Below are 15,467 nucleotides of genomic sequence, written 5' to 3' on the forward strand. Positions count from 1 at the left end.
AAGAGGTCACCGGGCCGCAGCAGCACCTCTAGCGAGGTGGCCGGCGCTTGGCCAATGACCCCATCCACTTCCCTGGGCAGGAATTCGCGCCCCCTTGAACACGCACCATTACCAGCTCGCTTCGGTGGAGGCCATCAACCGAAGGCCCGGCTCGAACGAGTGGGCACAGTTCAAGGACACCCAGGCAGTGCGCATCCCCCAATCAGGTGGCGAACCCCCGACCGGCAGGTGCGGCTTCGCTCAGGTGAAAATGAGTCGTGGCCGTCCGGGCCACCCCCCGCCACCCGCAATACGTCACAGTGACGAATCATGTTCTGGCGCCGGGCCATTGAAGCCCCGCGCTGGAACATGACGGTCGACGCATGTCCGTTGCCAAAAGGTCTGAGGTATTGCCAACCTAGTTGAGGCATCGGCGTGTCTTTGTCAGGTTATCTGGGGTAACGCGCGTACCGTTGTTTTCGTGCGCGCAGCGCTGGCGGCTTCTTGGCCGCAGATCGTCGGTGGTGTCGAGCTTGAGTTCGAGACTGCCGGAGGTCGTTTGCGTTCGTCGCTCGCGCAGTGTTCGACGGTTCGGTTCGAATGCGACTGCTCGCCGGTGCGGGGCTTCTCGTCGTTTCGTGGTCAGACGAATTTCCCAGGTCTGTGGTGGTTTTCGACGACTCGTGAGCATGTGGGTTACGAGTCTTGGTTGGAGCGGGACCATTTGATGGCGTTCGACGCAGATGCCGCAGTCGTTGGTGTCCTGTCGCAGCCGTTCTGGTTTCATTGGAGTGACGGAAGACGCCATGCCCCTGACTATTTCGTGCGCTTGGCTGATGGATCAGCAGTAGTTATCGATGTTCGTGCCGACGACCGGATATCAGTTGGGGATGCTGAGCTGTTCGGCCGATCGCATGATGCGTGCGCCTTGGTGGGTTGGGAGTATCGCCGGGTAGGCGCTCTCGATCCGGTTAAAGCGGCGAATCTTCGATGGCTGTCTGGCTATCGGCATCCACGAACGCATCGCCCTGGCATCGCAGCGGCGTTGGAGGCAACGTTTGGATGCACGCGTCCGCTGATGGAGGGTACGCGATCGGTCGGCAACGCAATCATGGTGTTACCAGTACTTTTTCATATGCTCTGGCACGGTCGGTTGGTGGCTGACCTTTCATCGGGTGTGCTCAGCGGGCACACAATGGTCGGACTTGCGACACCGTGATGACCGGCACCCGGTTCGGTGTGGTGCGCGAAGGCGACGAAATTCGGTTATCTGATGGACTTTTCACCGTTGTGACGTTATCCGGTGGTGCTGCCCGACTCGCCGATGCCGTTGGCGAGCAGACTATTATCCCGATTTCACAGCTGCTGGGCGATCCCGCGTTGGAGTTGGTCTCGGGGTCGCGTCCACCGATGTGTTCGGAGGAAGTTCTCGCTGGCGTGCCCGATGCAGCCGCTGAACGGGCGCGATGGTGGGAACAACATGTGATGGAGATCCTGACAGGTCGGCGTCCAGATGCAGATCCGGGCACTCGTCCCCGAGCGGAGTTCGATCCGTCGGCGCATTCCTTGCGTCAGCGTGAGTTGGCCAAGCTGGCCGAACTGCGTTCCGCTGGTCACGGGGTCAGCCTGAACACGCTGCAGCGTCAACGGTTTGCTTATGAGCGCGACGGCCTGCTTGGAGTGGTCGACCGCCGTCACATCCCGCAGCGCCAGGTATTCGGCAATGCCGATGAGCGCCTGATCGCAGCGATGCGCCAGGTCATCGAGGATGAGACCGAGGTGTCCACCGGCACGGTCAGCCGCCTGCAGAGACGTGTGGCCAAGAAATTGATCGCGCAGTATGGCGCCGACGATGCACCGGCGATGCCCTCACAGCGAACGTTTTACCGCCTCGTCAAGAGGCTGTCGGAAGGTCGGCACACGTTCGGCTCAGCACGCACCCGGCGTTCACTGTCCAAGCAGCCAGACGGCCCGTTCGGTGTGCTGACGGTGGCCCGGCCCGGCGAGATGGTCGAGATCGACTCCACCCCTTTGGATGTGCGCGTGGTTCTCGATGACGGCACCACCGACCGCGTCGAGTTGACCGGCATGGTCGATAACGCGACCCGCTCGATTCCGTCCGCGGTGCTGCGACCCACGACCAAGGCGGTCGATGCGGCCTTGTTACTGGCCCGGGCGTTGACACCGGAACCGATGCGACCAGGCTGGTCAGATGCGCTGCGGATGTCGCGGTCTGTGCTGCCGCACCGGCATCTGGCAGATATCGATCAGCGGCTGGCCGACGCGGCCGCCCGCCCGGTGATCGCCCCCGAAACAATCGTGTGCGACCACGGGAAAGCCTATCTGTCGCAGACGTTTCGACAGGCATGCGCCACGTTGGGGATCAATCTGCAGCCAGCTCACCCGGACACACCGACCGACAAGCCCAAGATCGAGCGCACCCTGCAGTCAGTGGCGACCCTGTTCGCCCAGCATGTCGCCGGATATGTCGGCTCCAGCGTGGAACGGCGCGGCCCGAAGGCCGAGCAGGACGCAGTGTGGCCGATCGTGGAACTGCAAGCCCTGCTCGATGAGTGGATCGTCGCGGTCTGGCAGAACAGGCCCCATGACGGGTTACGTGATCCCGTCACGCCGGGAACGGCGATGACGCCGAACGAGAAGTACGCCGCGATGGTGGAGGTCGCCGGCTATGTTCCGGTGCCGTCGTCGGCCGACGACTACATCGAGCTGCTGCCGTCGTGCTGGCGGACCATCAACTCCTACGGCATTCGGGTCAACAACCGCACCTACGACGCCAAGGCGCTCAACCGGTACCGACGCCAGCATTCCGGTGTGGAGTCCAGAAAAGGTCAGTGGGAAGTGCATTACGACCCCTACGACGTGTCGCGGATCTGGGTGCGCAACCATCACGACGACGGATGGCTGGCTGCGACGTGGACTCACCTGCGGACCAGCCCGGTGCCGTTCGGCGACGCACTGTGGCAGCACGCGCGCACCGCGCTGACCCAGCGGGGCCAAGATCGCGCCACGGAAGCCGAGATCGCCCGGGTGGCTGACGACCTGCTCGACCGCGCCGCCCAAGGGCCGCCATCCTCGCCACGCGACCGCAAGGATCGCCGCGTCGCCGGGCGGGCACGGGCAACCGCGGAACCGTCGTGGCCTCGGCCCGATATCACCGAGCCGGCCACTGACGATGACCGTTGGCCGGGGCCCGATGAGGATGCCGAGGACACGTCGACCGCGCAGGTAATCCCGCTGCCGGTGTTCGACGCACGCAAGGAGGCAGAGCAGTGGCGGCTGTGAACACCTACACGCCGGTCAGCCAATTGGAGGACCGCCGCCAACCCACCACCACCCTGGAGGGATGGCGCCGGTTCGTCGACGCCGACCCACCCCAATTCGAGTTGCTGCCCGATGCCCAGTGGTCCGCCCTGTCCGATGAGGAACGGACCAGCTACAACGAAGCACGCGTGGCCCATCACAGTGAACTGGTTGTGGTCACGACCTCGGCGATCCAACGCATCACCAACGAAGGGCGGCTGTTGACCCTGCTCAATCAGCGCGAGATCGGCGCCCGCCGCGGCTTGATCGTGTCCGGGGACGCGGCCACCGGCAAGACCACCGCGGTCAAACAGCTTGGCCGCTTTCACGAACTGAGGATCCGCACCCGGTTCGGCGACAAGTCCCGCATCCCGGTGGTCTATGTGACCGCCCCGCCCAAAGGCTCACCCCGCAAGCTCGCGATGGAGTTCGCCCGGTTCCTCGGCTTACCGATGATTCAGCCGCGGATGAACGTCACCGACATCTCCGACGCGGTCTGTCGGGTTCTTATCGACGCCCGCACCGACATCGTGATCGTCGACGAGATCCACAATCTCAACCTCGACACCCGCGCCGGCGAGGAACTGTCCGATCATCTGAAGTACTTCACCGAACACCTGCCCGCCACGTTCGTCTATGCCGGCATCGATGTCGAACGCTCCGGGGTCTTCACCGGCACTCGCGGTCGACAGCTGGCCGGACGCTGCGGAGTCATCAACACCAGCCCGTTCCCCTACGCCAGCGAATGGAAGTCACTGGTGGCCGCGATGGAAGGCACTCTGCGCCTGCACTGCCACACCGCAGGAACTCTCGTTGCTGACGCCAAATACTTGCATCAACGCACCGGCGGCATGATCGGCAGCCTCGCCCACCTGATCCGCTCGGCGGCGATCCGCAGCATGCTCGATGAAACCGAAAGCGTCACCAGGGCACTGATGGACACCGTACTCATCGACTACGCCGCCCAAACATCATCGCGACGCCATGCCAGCTGACACGACAACCGTGCCGGCATGGCCGCAGGGTCCACCAGCAGCGCTGCCCCGAACTGTGGTCCCGTTTCACCGCGAAACCGTCGCGTCCTACATCGACCGGCTCGCCCACGCCAACCATCTCGAACCCACCCGGCTGCGGCGCTACCTGACCGACGCACGCATCGGCTGCCATCCGCAGCCCGACTGGCTGGCTACCGTTAGCGATCACCCGGTGCACCTGTTGCAGACCCGGCTGATCGGACTGAGCGAACGCGACCGAGACCTGAGCAGGCAACGACACCACGCTCGGCCGGCCTGCCGATTCTGCATGGCGCGCCGCGGTGTCACCGAACCGGTCTACTGCTGGCTTCCCGATCACCTCACCGTCTGCCACCGTCACTACCGGTGGATCGGCCCGGGCAACCGCACCGTCGACGATCAACGTGACTTGCGCGGTGCACCCGCGCTCCTAACCGCCGCGCGACGCCATGCCCGCCTACATCGCATTCACGGCGACGCCGCGGCCGTCACCTTGGCCGAGGCCACCCGCATCCTGCGGTGGTGGACCGCCACCCCGTCGAACACCTTGTCGACGGCCACGACCTGCGCCGACACCTACATCCGCGCATATCCCGACCTCATCGACCTGGCGAGCATCCTGGCCGACGGCAGCCGCAAGATCCTGAATACGCCCGCGGCAACCCTTGCTCGACATCGGGCGATCGATTGGGTCTATACCCGCGTGGCCACCCGGTTCCCGGACTATCGCACCCAGCGGCAACCGCTCGAACAATGGATCGGCGACCGGCGGATCGTCGCCGCCAGTATGTGCCAATCCGATGGCCGACCGCGGCCAACATTCCAGACACGCCTTGCACGACAAAGAATTCCGAGTTGCTACCGGAAATGACGATCACACAACTCGGGGCGTAGCGGCAGCCGGCGTCGGCTGTAGCCAAGCTCTTGTGGTGATACTCGGATACGGATTACACTGAGTAGTGTTCCAGTTGTGTGGCCGACCAGGCGCCGACAGACAGACAAAGTGTGTTCGGAAGGAGTGTGGGAGTGGCGATATTTCACATCGCATACCACGGGTATCGAAATAAGCCGTCCACTGAACAGTTCGAGGAGTTCGCGAGGATGCTCAACGCGCACTTTGCGGCCGCCCCGTATATCGAAGACGGGTCAGCCGGTCGTTATGGCGGCCATCCAGACGACGGATTCCACGATGCCGCGTGGGTGAAATTCAAGAGCATCGACGATTACGCGGTGCACATGCGCTCCCCGCATGGCGAGGACGAGGCAACGCACCTCAAGGAGACGGTCGCGCGGGTGCGGTCCTTCGACATCATCACACCCGACGAGCCCGACGATACCGCGGACAAGATCATCGAGCTCTACAAGGAACGGTGGGCACTGTTCCCCGACGTGGCCAAGGTGCTACGCGAGGACGTCGACGCCCATTTCCCATACCTGTAATCAACCACACTGCAACAGAAGTGGAGTAGCCAATGTTTCTGCGTGGTCAGATCGGCCCATGTCCGCAGTGGCTGGCCAAACTGGATGTCAGCGCCGAAGTCACGGCGATCGAAGAGAACTGGATCAAGCCGGGAAAAATGTTGTCGTGGCACAACATCACCGATGGCTTCCCGATCATCGGCCCAAAGCTCCTGGGCGTGGGCGAAGAAGACGGTTTGACGCTGTGGTTCTACACCTTCCCGACCTTCGAGTTGTTCAAGGAGTGGGCCTTGGGCGCCCCCGAGCACGTCGCGATCCACACCAGGCTGCTCGAAGCGATGCAAGCGCGTGTCGGCGCCGGCGAACAGGTGGATCCGAACGCTACGTTGCCGAGCTATTCCTTCCATGCCACCGATGCGCCCCGTGAGCAGATCCCGGCGATGCGCGCTGAACTGCGTGAGCTGTACCACCAGATCGAGGCCACCGACTGGGTGGGAGTGCCGTCGGGGGCCATTCAGCTGATGATGCTGGGCAATCATGACTGAGCTACAACGCCGTTCACCTCAACAACACCGGTACCGAGAAGTCGATGACACCCGACAGTCAGGAGATGTGAAATGAGGCTTGAGGGCAAGGTCGCCTTGGTCACCGGCGCTACCGGAGGTATGGGCGGCGCGTCAGCCCGCCTGTTCGCCAAGGAAGGCGCCGCCGTCCTGGTCGCCGCACGCCACCAAGAACTCGCCGACCCGATCCTGCAGGAGATCACCGACGCCGGCGGCAAGGCAGCGTACGTATCCCTGGACATCACCGAGCACGAACAGTGGGAGGCAGCCGTCCAGCAAGCCAAGGACCAGTTCGATGGACTGCACATCCTGATGAACGTCGTCGGAAGCAACGAGCTGGTGATGCTGCCCGACGTCGACCTGCAGGCGTGGAACAAAGTCTTCGAGATCAACGTCACCGCCACGATGGTCGGGATGCAGACCTGCGCACCGCTGATCCGTGACTCCGGTGGCGGCTCGATCGTCAATATCGGCTCGGTCGGCGGACTTTCGGGAACATTCTCCACCGCCTACTCATCGTCGAAGTGGGCACTGGAAGGCCTGTCACGCTCGGCGGCCTACATCTACGCCGACTGGGGCATCCGCTGCAACGTCATCCAGCCCGGATTCATCGCCACGAAAATGACGGCCCCCATGCAATCCAACCCCGCAATGAAGGCCGTGGTCGACCAGCAGATGAACGAGACTGTGCTGCTGCGCCGCATGGGCAAGCCGGAGGAAATCGCCAACACAGCACTGTTCCTTGCCAGCGACGAATCCTCCTACATCACCGGCACCGACATCGTGGTCGACGGCGGATGGTTCTCCGCCGCGGCATATCTCACCAATGAAAGACGCAACCACATGCTCGAAATGATGCAGCAGGCCAAGAAGTAACGCGGCCATGAGTGAGCTGCAACGCCTTTCACCTCAATAGCGAGAGAACAGAGGTTCACGATGAATGCACTGCAGTCGCCGCCGGGTCCGCCGAGTGTGGCCGACGATTTGGTGCAGGCCGCACTGCATGCCGCCGACGCGCTGGGCAAAGATGTCGCCGACGTCCCCGTGATCGCGATCGCGCGCGAGGCCGGGATCTCGCGTTCCACTCTGATTCGCCGCATGGGCGGTACCCGCGCGACGTTAGACGCCGCGGTCCGGGCCGCTGGGGTGGATCCCGGTGGCCAGGCCCCGGTACGTACCCGCGCGTTGGACGCTGCCGCGGATTTGATCGACAGCCAGGGGCTGGCGGCGGCCACCCTGGAAGCCATCGCCATCGAGGCACAATGCTCGGTGCACAGCCTGTACGCGGTGTTCGGCGGCCGTGACGAGCTGCTGCGGGCGCTGTTCGAACGACACAGCCCACTGCTGCAGATCGAGGATTTCTTCGACACCGACCACGGCGACCTGGCCGCCACGGTGCGCCACCTGTACGGCATGATCGCCCACACCCTGGCCGATGAACCCCGAGTCGCCCTGGCCTTGTTGGCTGAGGCGTTGGCCCGCCCGGACAGCCCGGCCATCCAGAACCTGCTGGGCCACAACGCTCCTCGCTTACTGGCCAGCATCGGTGCGTGGCTGACCGCCGAGATTGCGGCAGGCCGCATCCGGGACATGCCGGTGATCGTGCTGCTGCAATTGCTGATCGCCCCACTGTCGGTTCACATGCTGACCCGGCCCACCGTGGGCTCGATTGCCGGTATCGAGCTGCCCGACCTCGATGGCGTCTGCGACATCTTCGCAGATGCGTTCCTGCGGGCAGTTGCTGTCCCACCACCGACAACTACCACGACCACCAAGTCCAAATCTCGAAAGAAGGTAACAACGTGAGCACCCCAGATCCGACCCGCACTGCCCGCATCGTGTTGGGCACGGCGTTCACCGGCGCCGGTATCGCACACGTCGTCAAACACGAATTCTTCGAAAACCTGGTGCCCGAATCAATGTCGAAGTGGCGCAAGCCGATCAGTGCTGTCACTGCCGTGATTCAGTTCGTCGGCGGGATCAGCATGTTCATCCCACGCCTGCGCGGGCTTGCCCGCTGGACCAACCTGGCGATGCTGGTGCCGACTCTGCCGGCCGCGTTCGCCCAGACCCGACACCCTGAGCAGATGCGCGCACTCGGTGTGAACCCCAAGCTGGTCATCGCCCGTATACCCGCGCAAATGCTGGTGGCTGCGGCGACCTGGTGGGCCACCCGACCGCCGGCCGCCGAGCAGCATCAGTTGCCGAACTGAGCACCCGAGCCCGGAGAGGACGTTGCCATGTGGGAGTGGTTTGAACGCTATTGGAGCTCAGTCGGGCTGGGTGCCGCGATCGTCCTGCTCCTGCTGGTGTTTCTCACCAACACGCTTCGTGACCGGCCGGGGGTGTCGCGCTGGCGAGATCCGGTGTGGCTGGCCTGGCTGATGGTGGCGGCCTACCTGCTGCATAACTTCGAGGAATACGGCATCGACGCCAAAGGCCGCGCATTCCACTTCCCGGTTACCGCGTGCGCGCAATACGGTTTCGACTCTGTCGACGGCTGCCCGCTGGCCCCGTCGTTCTTTGTGGCGGTCAACATCCCGTTCATCTGGATCGCGCTGCCGATCGCCGCACGGTGGTGTCGCCGCAACCCGGCGGTCGGCCTGACCGGGCTCGGGTTGCTGTTCACCAACGCCCTGAGCCATATCGGCGGCGCCTTCACCCCGATGGGATATTCACCGGGAACACTGACGGCCGCAGCGATTTTCATTCCGCTGTCGGTGTGGGTGTTTGTCACCTTCTTCGGCAAGAACAAACTGCTGAGCTACCCGATCCTCGTCGCCATTGTGGTGGCTTCGATTCTGGCCCAGGCCGTTCTGCTGGCACTGCTGCTCGCGCTGTCGAATGACAGCATCTCGCTGCCCCTGGCCATCATCATCCAGAGCATAGCCCCGGTCCTGTTGTTGCTGCTGCCGTTGGCGGCCAGCCGCAAATGGCCACCGGCTCAGATTCCCACTGCGGCGACCGCGCCCTGACATCGACACAAAGGCACACAGTGACACGACAATACGGCCCGGCGATCCACATCGAGGGTCTGGTCAAAAAGTTCGGGGCCTTCACCGCGCTCAACGGTCTGAACCTGTCAGTGGCTGCCGGTGAGGTGCATGGGTTCCTCGGCCCGAACGGGGCGGGCAAATCCACCACCATCCGGGTGCTGTTGGGACTGTTGCGCCGCAACGCCGGAACCGTGTCGCTGCTCGGTGGTGATCCGTGGCGCGACGTCGTCGAGCTGCACCGCCGGCTGGCCTATGTGCCCGGCGATGTGGTGTTGTGGCCGGCGCTTTCCGGCGGTGAGGCGATCGACCTGCTGGGCACCCTGCGCGGCGGGTTGAACGAGGCCCGTCGTGCGGATTTGATCGAGCGGTTCGAACTGGACCCCACCAAACGTGGCCGGCAGTACTCCAAGGGCAACCGGCAGAAGGTCGCGATCATCGCGGCCTTGGCCTCCGATGTGGAGCTGCTGATTCTCGACGAACCGACCTCCGGGTTGGATCCGTTGATGGAGTCGGTGTTTCAGCAGGAGATCGCCGCCGACAAGGCTCGCGGACGCACCGTGTTGCTGTCCAGTCACATCCTCAGCGAAGTCGAGGCGCTGGCTGACCGGGTCAGCATCATCCGCAACGGGCAGGTGGTGCAGACGGGCACCCTCGATCAGCTGCGCGGCCAAACCCGCACGACCATCACCGCGACCTTGGGCCGCCCGCCACACGATCTGCGCCAGCTTCGCAGCATCCGCTATCCGCGGCTGGACGGTAACCGGCTGACCGCCACCTTGGACAACGGCGCCATCAACGTGGCCATGGCCGAACTGGTGCACTACGACATCACCGCACTCACCGTGACTCCGCCGTCCCTGGAGGATCTGTTCCTCCAGCAATACAGCACTGACGGGCAACGCCGGTGAGCCCGGCTGTCGCGATTACCGGCGGGGGTGCTACTGCCGGTCACGGCGAAAATCAACGCGCGGCGCATCGGCCCGTGGATCGTCGGGGTCAGTGCGCTGTCGGCATCCTCGATCCTGGCCTACCGGTTGATCTTTCCCGATGTCGCCGACCGCATGCCGCTGGCGGCCGCGCTGGGCGGAAACCCAGCGCTGTCACTGATCTTCGGTCCCGCCCACGACCTGCTCACCAACGACGGGTTCAACGCGTGGCGCTCCGGAGCCCTCGGTACGTTCTTCGCTGCACTGATGGCGATCCTGACCGTGGTATCGACCAGCCGCGCCGACGAGGACTCCGGGCAGGCCGAACTGCTGGCCTCTGGGGTGCTGGGGCGCCAGGCTCGCCTGGCAGTGGCGGTCGCATTGGCCGCTGTCGCCTCGCTGGTATTGGGTGTGGTGTGTTTCCTGATCACCATCGCCGTCGGCGGCGCGGTGGTGCCATCGCTACTGCTGGCGGCGACGTTTAGCGCCTCGGGCGCGATGTTCACCGGCGTGGCCGCCGTCGCTGTGCAACTGGGCTCAGAAGCCCGCTCGGCCAGCAGCATCGCCATCGGTGTTCTCGGAATCTGCTTTGTGCTGCGCGGGTTCATCGACACCATCGACGCCCCGGGCTGGGCGTCGTGGATCACCCCGTTCGGCTGGCTTGAACATGTCCGCCCCGCCACCGACAACAATCCCTGGCCGCTACTGGCCGCCCTCGCCTTGTCGGCTGTCCTGATCGGTGTCGCCTTCATCCTGGACCACCGCCGTGACTTCGGCGCCGGAATCATCGGGCCGCGCCCCGGGCCCGACCGCGGTGGGATGACATCGAATGTGTGGGGGCTAGCACTGCGCCTCAACCGTGCATCGCTGATCACCTGGGTGATCGCGTTCACCGGACTTGGGGTGATCTTCGGTTACCTCGCCGGCTCGATCACCGACCTGCTCGGGGCCAACGAATCCCTCAGTGACGTGTTCGCCGCCAACGGGGGCACCACGTCGAATCTGGTTTTCGCGTTCCTGGTCACCATCCTGCAGATGGCGGGGCTGATCGCCGCTATCGCCGGAGTGCAGATCGTCAACCGGATCGTGGTGGAAGAAGACGACTTCCGCGTCGAACCTCTGCTGGCCGGCTCGCTGCGCCGTGGCACCTACCTGGCCGCCAACCTCACCGTCGCCTACCTCGCACCCGCGGTGTTCTTGCTCATCGCCGCCGCCGTGATCGGCGTTCTCGCCGCAGATACCAGTGTGGCGTTCGGTGATGTGCTCGCCCAAGGGTTCGTGACGATACCGGCGGTATGGACACTGATCGCGGTGGCCGCCGCCGCGGTCGGAGCCCGCCCCGCCCTGCGCCTGGCCGGATGGATGTCCGTCCTGGCCGCGTTCGCACTCACCATCCTCGGACCCACATTCAAGCTCCCGGAATGGGCCTTGAGCATCAGCCCGCTGCACCATGTCCCCAATGTCACAGCAGCACAGCCGAATTGGACCGGCTTGGCCGCGGTAATCGGGGTGTTCGCCGTGCTCACAACGACCGCCTTCACCGGATTCCGGCACCGCGACATCGCCTGACCACCTCGAAGAGGGGCTGCCGAACGGGGCGGGCTAATCCAGCAGAACACCACAGTTGGTCCCATACCATGCCGCGCAGCCAGCAGACCCGGCCGCTATTACAGAACACGTCATACCCCAGATAAATTGGCAAACGCGGACTACAGCTCTGCCAACCTACTTGGAGCACTGCAGGTCAGCGGGCCGAATCCGCCTCAAATCGTCTGGCAACGGACAACGCACATACCCAGCCCGCCGGGTTCCGATACGTCACGGTGACGAATTGTGCTGTGGCGCACGCCGACAGCCCGCCGGGAACACGAGAAGTGCAGAAAGGCCAGTGGGCTGGTACGGAACAACCGCACCAGCCCACTGTCACGTTTGGAGTTACCTAGACGGCAGAGACTCCCACTGCCTGAGGTCCTTTGGCGCCTTGCGCAACCTCGAACTGAACACGCTGGTTTTCCTCGAGCGAACGGTAGCCGTTGCCCTGGATCTCCGAGTAGTGGACGAACAGGTCCTTCGCGCCGTCGTCCGGGGTGATGAAGCCGAAGCCCTTCTCACCGTTGAACCATTTCACAGTCCCCTGTGCCATTTACTTTCTTCTCTCATTTCAAATGCGGATATACCTAAAATATCCGCGCGATCAACGTAGCACGAGCCGTGCTATTTATTGACGGTTGTTGTCGCGCTGCGGCGACGAACCCTGGGAGCGAGCCGGGCGGCGACTGCGCCTGCGGCCGGCCGGACCGGAGCGGCGAGGCTGCGCCGGACGCTGCTGCGAGGCGTACGCAGGGACGACCTGCTTCGGCGCGGGGGCGCGCTGCGGCGCCACGTCCCCGGCCACCGCATGCACGGCGGCCGAGTCGACGGTGACCTCCTGCGGTGTGACGCGGATGCCGGCACGGCGCATCAACGCGTGCGTGTCCTTGCGCTGCTCGGGCAGGACGACGGTCACGACGTCACCGGCGTTGCCGGCCCGCGCGGTGCGCCCGGACCGGTGCAGGTACGCCTTGTGCTCGGCGGGCGGATCGATGTGCACGACCAGTTCGATTCCGTCGACATGGACACCGCGCGCGGCGATGTCGGTCGCCACCAACACGCGCGCGTCACCGGCGCTGAAAGCGGCCAGGTTTCGGTCGCGCGCGGGCTGAGACAGGTTGCCGTGCAAGTCGACAGCCGGGACACCGGATTCGGTGAGCTGCCGGGCGAGCTTGCGCGCCTGATGCTTGGTGCGCATGAACAGGATGCGGCGACCCGAGCCGGAGGCGAGCCGGTGGACCAGCTCCTTCTTGGCCTGCGCGTCGGAGACGTGGAACACGTGGTGGGTCATCTCGGGCACCGGCGAGTCGGAGCCGTCGACGGAGTGCAGCACCGCGTCGCGCAGGAACCGATTGACGAGCTTGTCGACGCCGTTGTCGAGGGTCGCGGAGAACAGCAACCGTTGGCCGCCCATCGGCGTGGCCGCCAGGATGCGGGTGACGCCGGGAAGGAAGCCGAGGTCGGCCATGTGATCGGCTTCGTCGATCACCGTGATCTCGACGGAGTCGAGGCTGATCAGACGTTGCTTCATCAGGTCTTCGAGCCGGCCGGGGCAGGCCACGACGACGTCGACGCCGGACTTCAGCGCCGCCACCTGCCTGCTTTGCGACACGCCGCCGAAGATCGTCGTCACACGTAGCCCGTTGGCGGCGGCCAGCGGCTCCAGCGTGGCGGTGATCTGGGTGGCGAGTTCCCGGGTCGGGGCCAGGATCAGACCCGTCGGGTGGGACGGACGGCGCCGGTGTCCGGCCAGCCTGCTGACCAGAGGAATCGAGAAGGCGAGCGTCTTGCCGCTGCCCGTCTTGCCGCGGCCGAGGACGTCTCGGCCGCTGAGGGTGTCGGGAAGCGTCTCGACCTGGATGGGAAACGGATGGCTGATCCCGCGGGCGGCGAGCACTTCGATGAGTGGTTCGCCCACGCGGAGATCGGCAAATGTCATGCCTGTAGTCACTGGATGTCTTTCAGCATCGGTGGTGCCGAGTTGGCGGCGAGATGCGCGCGTTCGGTCAGCACAAAGTGGCGAGATTGCCGGTGGGCAAAATCGATCGCCGCGATACGAACTGCGCCGGATTCTGTGCGCCAACCACTCGATGGGGCGGACGCCGGAAGGATGAAGAAGCGTTTCACGACGTGCCGGCCGCCGTAGGACGGCCAACATTGGTACCAGCATAGCGCATAGCGGCTCGGTGCGCGTCGGGGCGAAGAGTTGCGCGCGGCGCCCGCCCGGTGCCTGTACGGTTGAAGACGAACCGCCTGTCAGCGGTCATCGCGAATCGTCGGCGCACTAGAAAAGAGATCAGCGTGCGATTCGATCGTCGTCCGGCCGCCGATGCGAACCGGCCGACCTCCTCTTTCGTAAGGACACACATGGACAACTCGAACCTGTTTTCCCACCCCGAAGCGCCCGAATGCGTCGCCTCGGGCGAGGTCTCCGGGAAGCCCGTCGAACACCCGGTCTTCTCGGATCGGCCCAACGGCGACGCCGGAGCGCGTGCCAAAGAACGACACTGAGGTAGTCAGGGCGAAGTTTTCGCGGGGCGGTTGCGTCGCCTGCGTCACTATCGCGGCGGTGAGCGGGCTTGATCACATCCGCGCGACGGGGCCGTCCTTGCACCACACAATCGTGGGGTGCCCCACCACAAATTCACCGCGCTGTCGATGGGCAGCGCCGCAGCTGCGGCGCTGTGGACCGCCGGCGGCGAAGCGGCGGCAAGCCCCGCCGGCGCAAGCACTTTGGTGCCCCTCACCCAGAAGTTCAGGGCGTGCGACTTCACCCCGGCAATCAACATGCAGTCGAAGGGCCATGGCACCGCGCATGCCGTAATCGGCAGGGACGCAACGCAAACCGTGACAGCCCATGTCCATCTCGTGGCTGCCGAACCCGGAGTCCACTACACCGTCCGGTTGATTCAGGCGCCGAGTTCGTCGGTGTCGTGCACGGCCGGAAGCGCCGGGGTCACCACCGGTGTGATGGACACCGATCCGACCGGGACAGCGACACTGGCGCTGCGGGACGCTTTGTCACCGAATACCACCGGTGCGTGGGTCTTCGTCGAGCGCCCGTCGCAGAACTCGCAGACACCGTCCGAGTACTACACATCGGAGTTCATCGCCGCGCTCTGAACCGGCGCTGGGCCCTAACGCCGATATTGCGGACAGTACGCGGTGATCGCAGCGTTGACGGCTGCGCGCGCCTGCGCGGGCGTGGTGTTCGTGTTGCTCGCGGTTGCGGCAGCGGCATCGGCGGGACTCTCCCCGTACTGCAGTCCCGTACACATGGCATGGCCGGTGGCGATCGCCACCTTGGGGTCTGTGACGGTGACGCCGGGAATCTGCGCGGCCAGTTTGAGGTAGACCTGGTCAGCACTGGGCGCCGGTCGATGCGGCGCCGGGGCCCGCGGCGCCGGTGATGCCGGCGCGGGCTGAGCTCTTGCCGGCTTCGGGGGTGCGGGTGGCGGCGCCGGCGCACCCTTTGCCGCGGGGGCGGGCCGTTGCGGCGCCGCCGGGTGCGGCGGCTCGGCCTGGATGCGCGTCGACGCCCCGGGCGCCCCCTTGGCGGCCGGAGCCGGCGCCGGCTGCCGCGACGGATCATCCGGGTCAGCAATCGCCGGGGCCGCACCCCCCCAGCGCGACGACGATTCCGAGGATCGCCAACGCCGA

The 15,467-nt window shown here is 64.9% G+C and carries 18 protein-coding genes; 14 read left to right on the forward strand and 4 right to left on the reverse strand.

The genetic code is table 11. The features are described from left to right. Window positions 1-460: 460 nt before the first annotated feature. The 12 genes from ACJ512_RS16120 (at window position 461) to ACJ512_RS16175 (ending at window position 11,786) form a co-directional block, all read left to right on the forward strand. Window positions 461-1,198, forward strand: a complete 738-nt coding sequence (locus tag ACJ512_RS16120; protein ID WP_407688541.1) for a TnsA-like heteromeric transposase endonuclease subunit — start codon at window positions 461-463, stop codon at window positions 1,196-1,198. After that, window positions 1,198-3,282, forward strand: a complete 2,085-nt coding sequence (locus ACJ512_RS16125; RefSeq protein WP_407688542.1) for a Mu transposase C-terminal domain-containing protein — start codon at window positions 1,198-1,200, stop codon at window positions 3,280-3,282. Before ACJ512_RS16120 ends, ACJ512_RS16125 begins: the two co-directional genes overlap by 1 nt. Continuing rightward, window positions 3,270-4,295, forward strand: coding sequence for a TniB family NTP-binding protein (locus tag ACJ512_RS16130; protein ID WP_407688543.1), 1,026 nt, complete (start codon window positions 3,270-3,272; stop codon window positions 4,293-4,295). Before ACJ512_RS16125 ends, ACJ512_RS16130 begins: the two co-directional genes overlap by 13 nt. Window positions 4,296-4,515: 220 nt before the next feature. After that, complete coding sequence (locus tag ACJ512_RS16135; RefSeq protein ID WP_407688544.1) at window positions 4,516-5,184, forward strand: hypothetical protein; 669 nt, start codon at window positions 4,516-4,518, stop codon at window positions 5,182-5,184. Between the two features lie 329 nt (window positions 5,185-5,513). Continuing rightward, window positions 5,514-5,753, forward strand: coding sequence for a hypothetical protein (locus tag ACJ512_RS16140; protein WP_407688545.1), 240 nt, complete (start codon window positions 5,514-5,516; stop codon window positions 5,751-5,753). A 32-nt stretch (window positions 5,754-5,785) separates the two neighbouring features. Further along, window positions 5,786-6,277, forward strand: a complete 492-nt coding sequence (locus tag ACJ512_RS16145) for a hypothetical protein (protein WP_407688546.1) — start codon at window positions 5,786-5,788, stop codon at window positions 6,275-6,277. Window positions 6,278-6,349: 72 nt separating this feature from the next. After that, complete coding sequence (locus tag ACJ512_RS16150; RefSeq protein WP_407688547.1) at window positions 6,350-7,171, forward strand: SDR family NAD(P)-dependent oxidoreductase; 822 nt, start codon at window positions 6,350-6,352, stop codon at window positions 7,169-7,171. 96 nt (window positions 7,172-7,267) lie between these two features. After that, complete coding sequence (locus ACJ512_RS16155) at window positions 7,268-8,101, forward strand: TetR/AcrR family transcriptional regulator (protein WP_407688558.1); 834 nt, start codon at window positions 7,268-7,270, stop codon at window positions 8,099-8,101. Next, entirely contained in the window at window positions 8,098-8,508 is a 411-nt protein-coding gene (locus ACJ512_RS16160) for a DoxX family protein (protein ID WP_407688548.1), read from the forward strand. The genes ACJ512_RS16155 and ACJ512_RS16160 overlap by 4 nt, the downstream gene beginning before the upstream one ends. 153 nt (window positions 8,509-8,661) lie before the next feature. Beyond that, window positions 8,662-9,270, forward strand: a complete 609-nt coding sequence (locus tag ACJ512_RS16165) for an HXXEE domain-containing protein (protein ID WP_461479762.1) — start codon at window positions 8,662-8,664, stop codon at window positions 9,268-9,270. Window positions 9,271-9,290: 20 nt separating this feature from the next. Further along, the gene (locus ACJ512_RS16170; protein WP_407688550.1) at window positions 9,291-10,199 is read left to right on the forward strand and encodes an ABC transporter ATP-binding protein; all 909 of its coding nucleotides are present in this window, start codon (window positions 9,291-9,293) and stop codon (window positions 10,197-10,199) included. A 27-nt stretch (window positions 10,200-10,226) separates the two neighbouring features. Further along, window positions 10,227-11,786 (forward strand): ABC transporter permease, encoded by a 1,560-nt coding sequence (locus tag ACJ512_RS16175; RefSeq protein ID WP_407688551.1) that lies wholly within the window; start codon window positions 10,227-10,229, stop codon window positions 11,784-11,786. Between the two features lie 370 nt (window positions 11,787-12,156). Here the strand turns inward: ACJ512_RS16175 and ACJ512_RS16180 are convergent, their stop codons facing one another. The 3 genes from ACJ512_RS16180 to ACJ512_RS16190 form a co-directional block, all read right to left on the reverse strand. Next, entirely contained in the window at window positions 12,157-12,360 is a 204-nt protein-coding gene (locus ACJ512_RS16180) for a cold-shock protein (RefSeq protein WP_407688552.1), read from the reverse strand. 75 nt (window positions 12,361-12,435) lie between these two features. Continuing rightward, window positions 12,436-13,758, reverse strand: a complete 1,323-nt coding sequence (locus ACJ512_RS16185; protein WP_407688553.1) for a DEAD/DEAH box helicase — start codon at window positions 13,756-13,758, stop codon at window positions 12,436-12,438. Next, window positions 13,755-13,934, reverse strand: coding sequence for a hypothetical protein (locus ACJ512_RS16190; protein WP_407688554.1), 180 nt, complete (start codon window positions 13,932-13,934; stop codon window positions 13,755-13,757). Before ACJ512_RS16190 ends, ACJ512_RS16185 begins: the two co-directional genes overlap by 4 nt. 240 nt (window positions 13,935-14,174) lie before the next feature. Between ACJ512_RS16190 and ACJ512_RS16195 the strand changes: the two genes are divergently transcribed. Both ACJ512_RS16195 and ACJ512_RS16200 read left to right on the forward strand, forming a co-directional pair. Continuing rightward, window positions 14,175-14,318 carry a hypothetical protein gene (locus ACJ512_RS16195; protein ID WP_407688555.1) on the forward strand — a complete coding sequence of 48 codons (144 nt, stop codon included), beginning with the start codon at window positions 14,175-14,177 and terminating at the stop codon, window positions 14,316-14,318. 147 nt (window positions 14,319-14,465) lie between these two features. After that, on the forward strand, window positions 14,466-14,930 hold the full coding sequence (locus ACJ512_RS16200) for a hypothetical protein (protein ID WP_407688556.1): 465 nt from the start codon (window positions 14,466-14,468) through the stop codon (window positions 14,928-14,930). 14 nt (window positions 14,931-14,944) lie between these two features. Here the strand turns inward: ACJ512_RS16200 and ACJ512_RS16205 are convergent, their stop codons facing one another. Then, window positions 14,945-15,412 (reverse strand): DUF732 domain-containing protein, encoded by a 468-nt coding sequence (locus ACJ512_RS16205; RefSeq protein WP_461480130.1) that lies wholly within the window; start codon window positions 15,410-15,412, stop codon window positions 14,945-14,947. Between the last annotated feature and the right edge of the window lie 55 nt (window positions 15,413-15,467).

It is taken from the genome of Mycobacterium cajalii (assembly GCF_045809005.2).
GTDB lineage: Bacteria > Actinomycetota > Actinomycetes > Mycobacteriales > Mycobacteriaceae > Mycobacterium.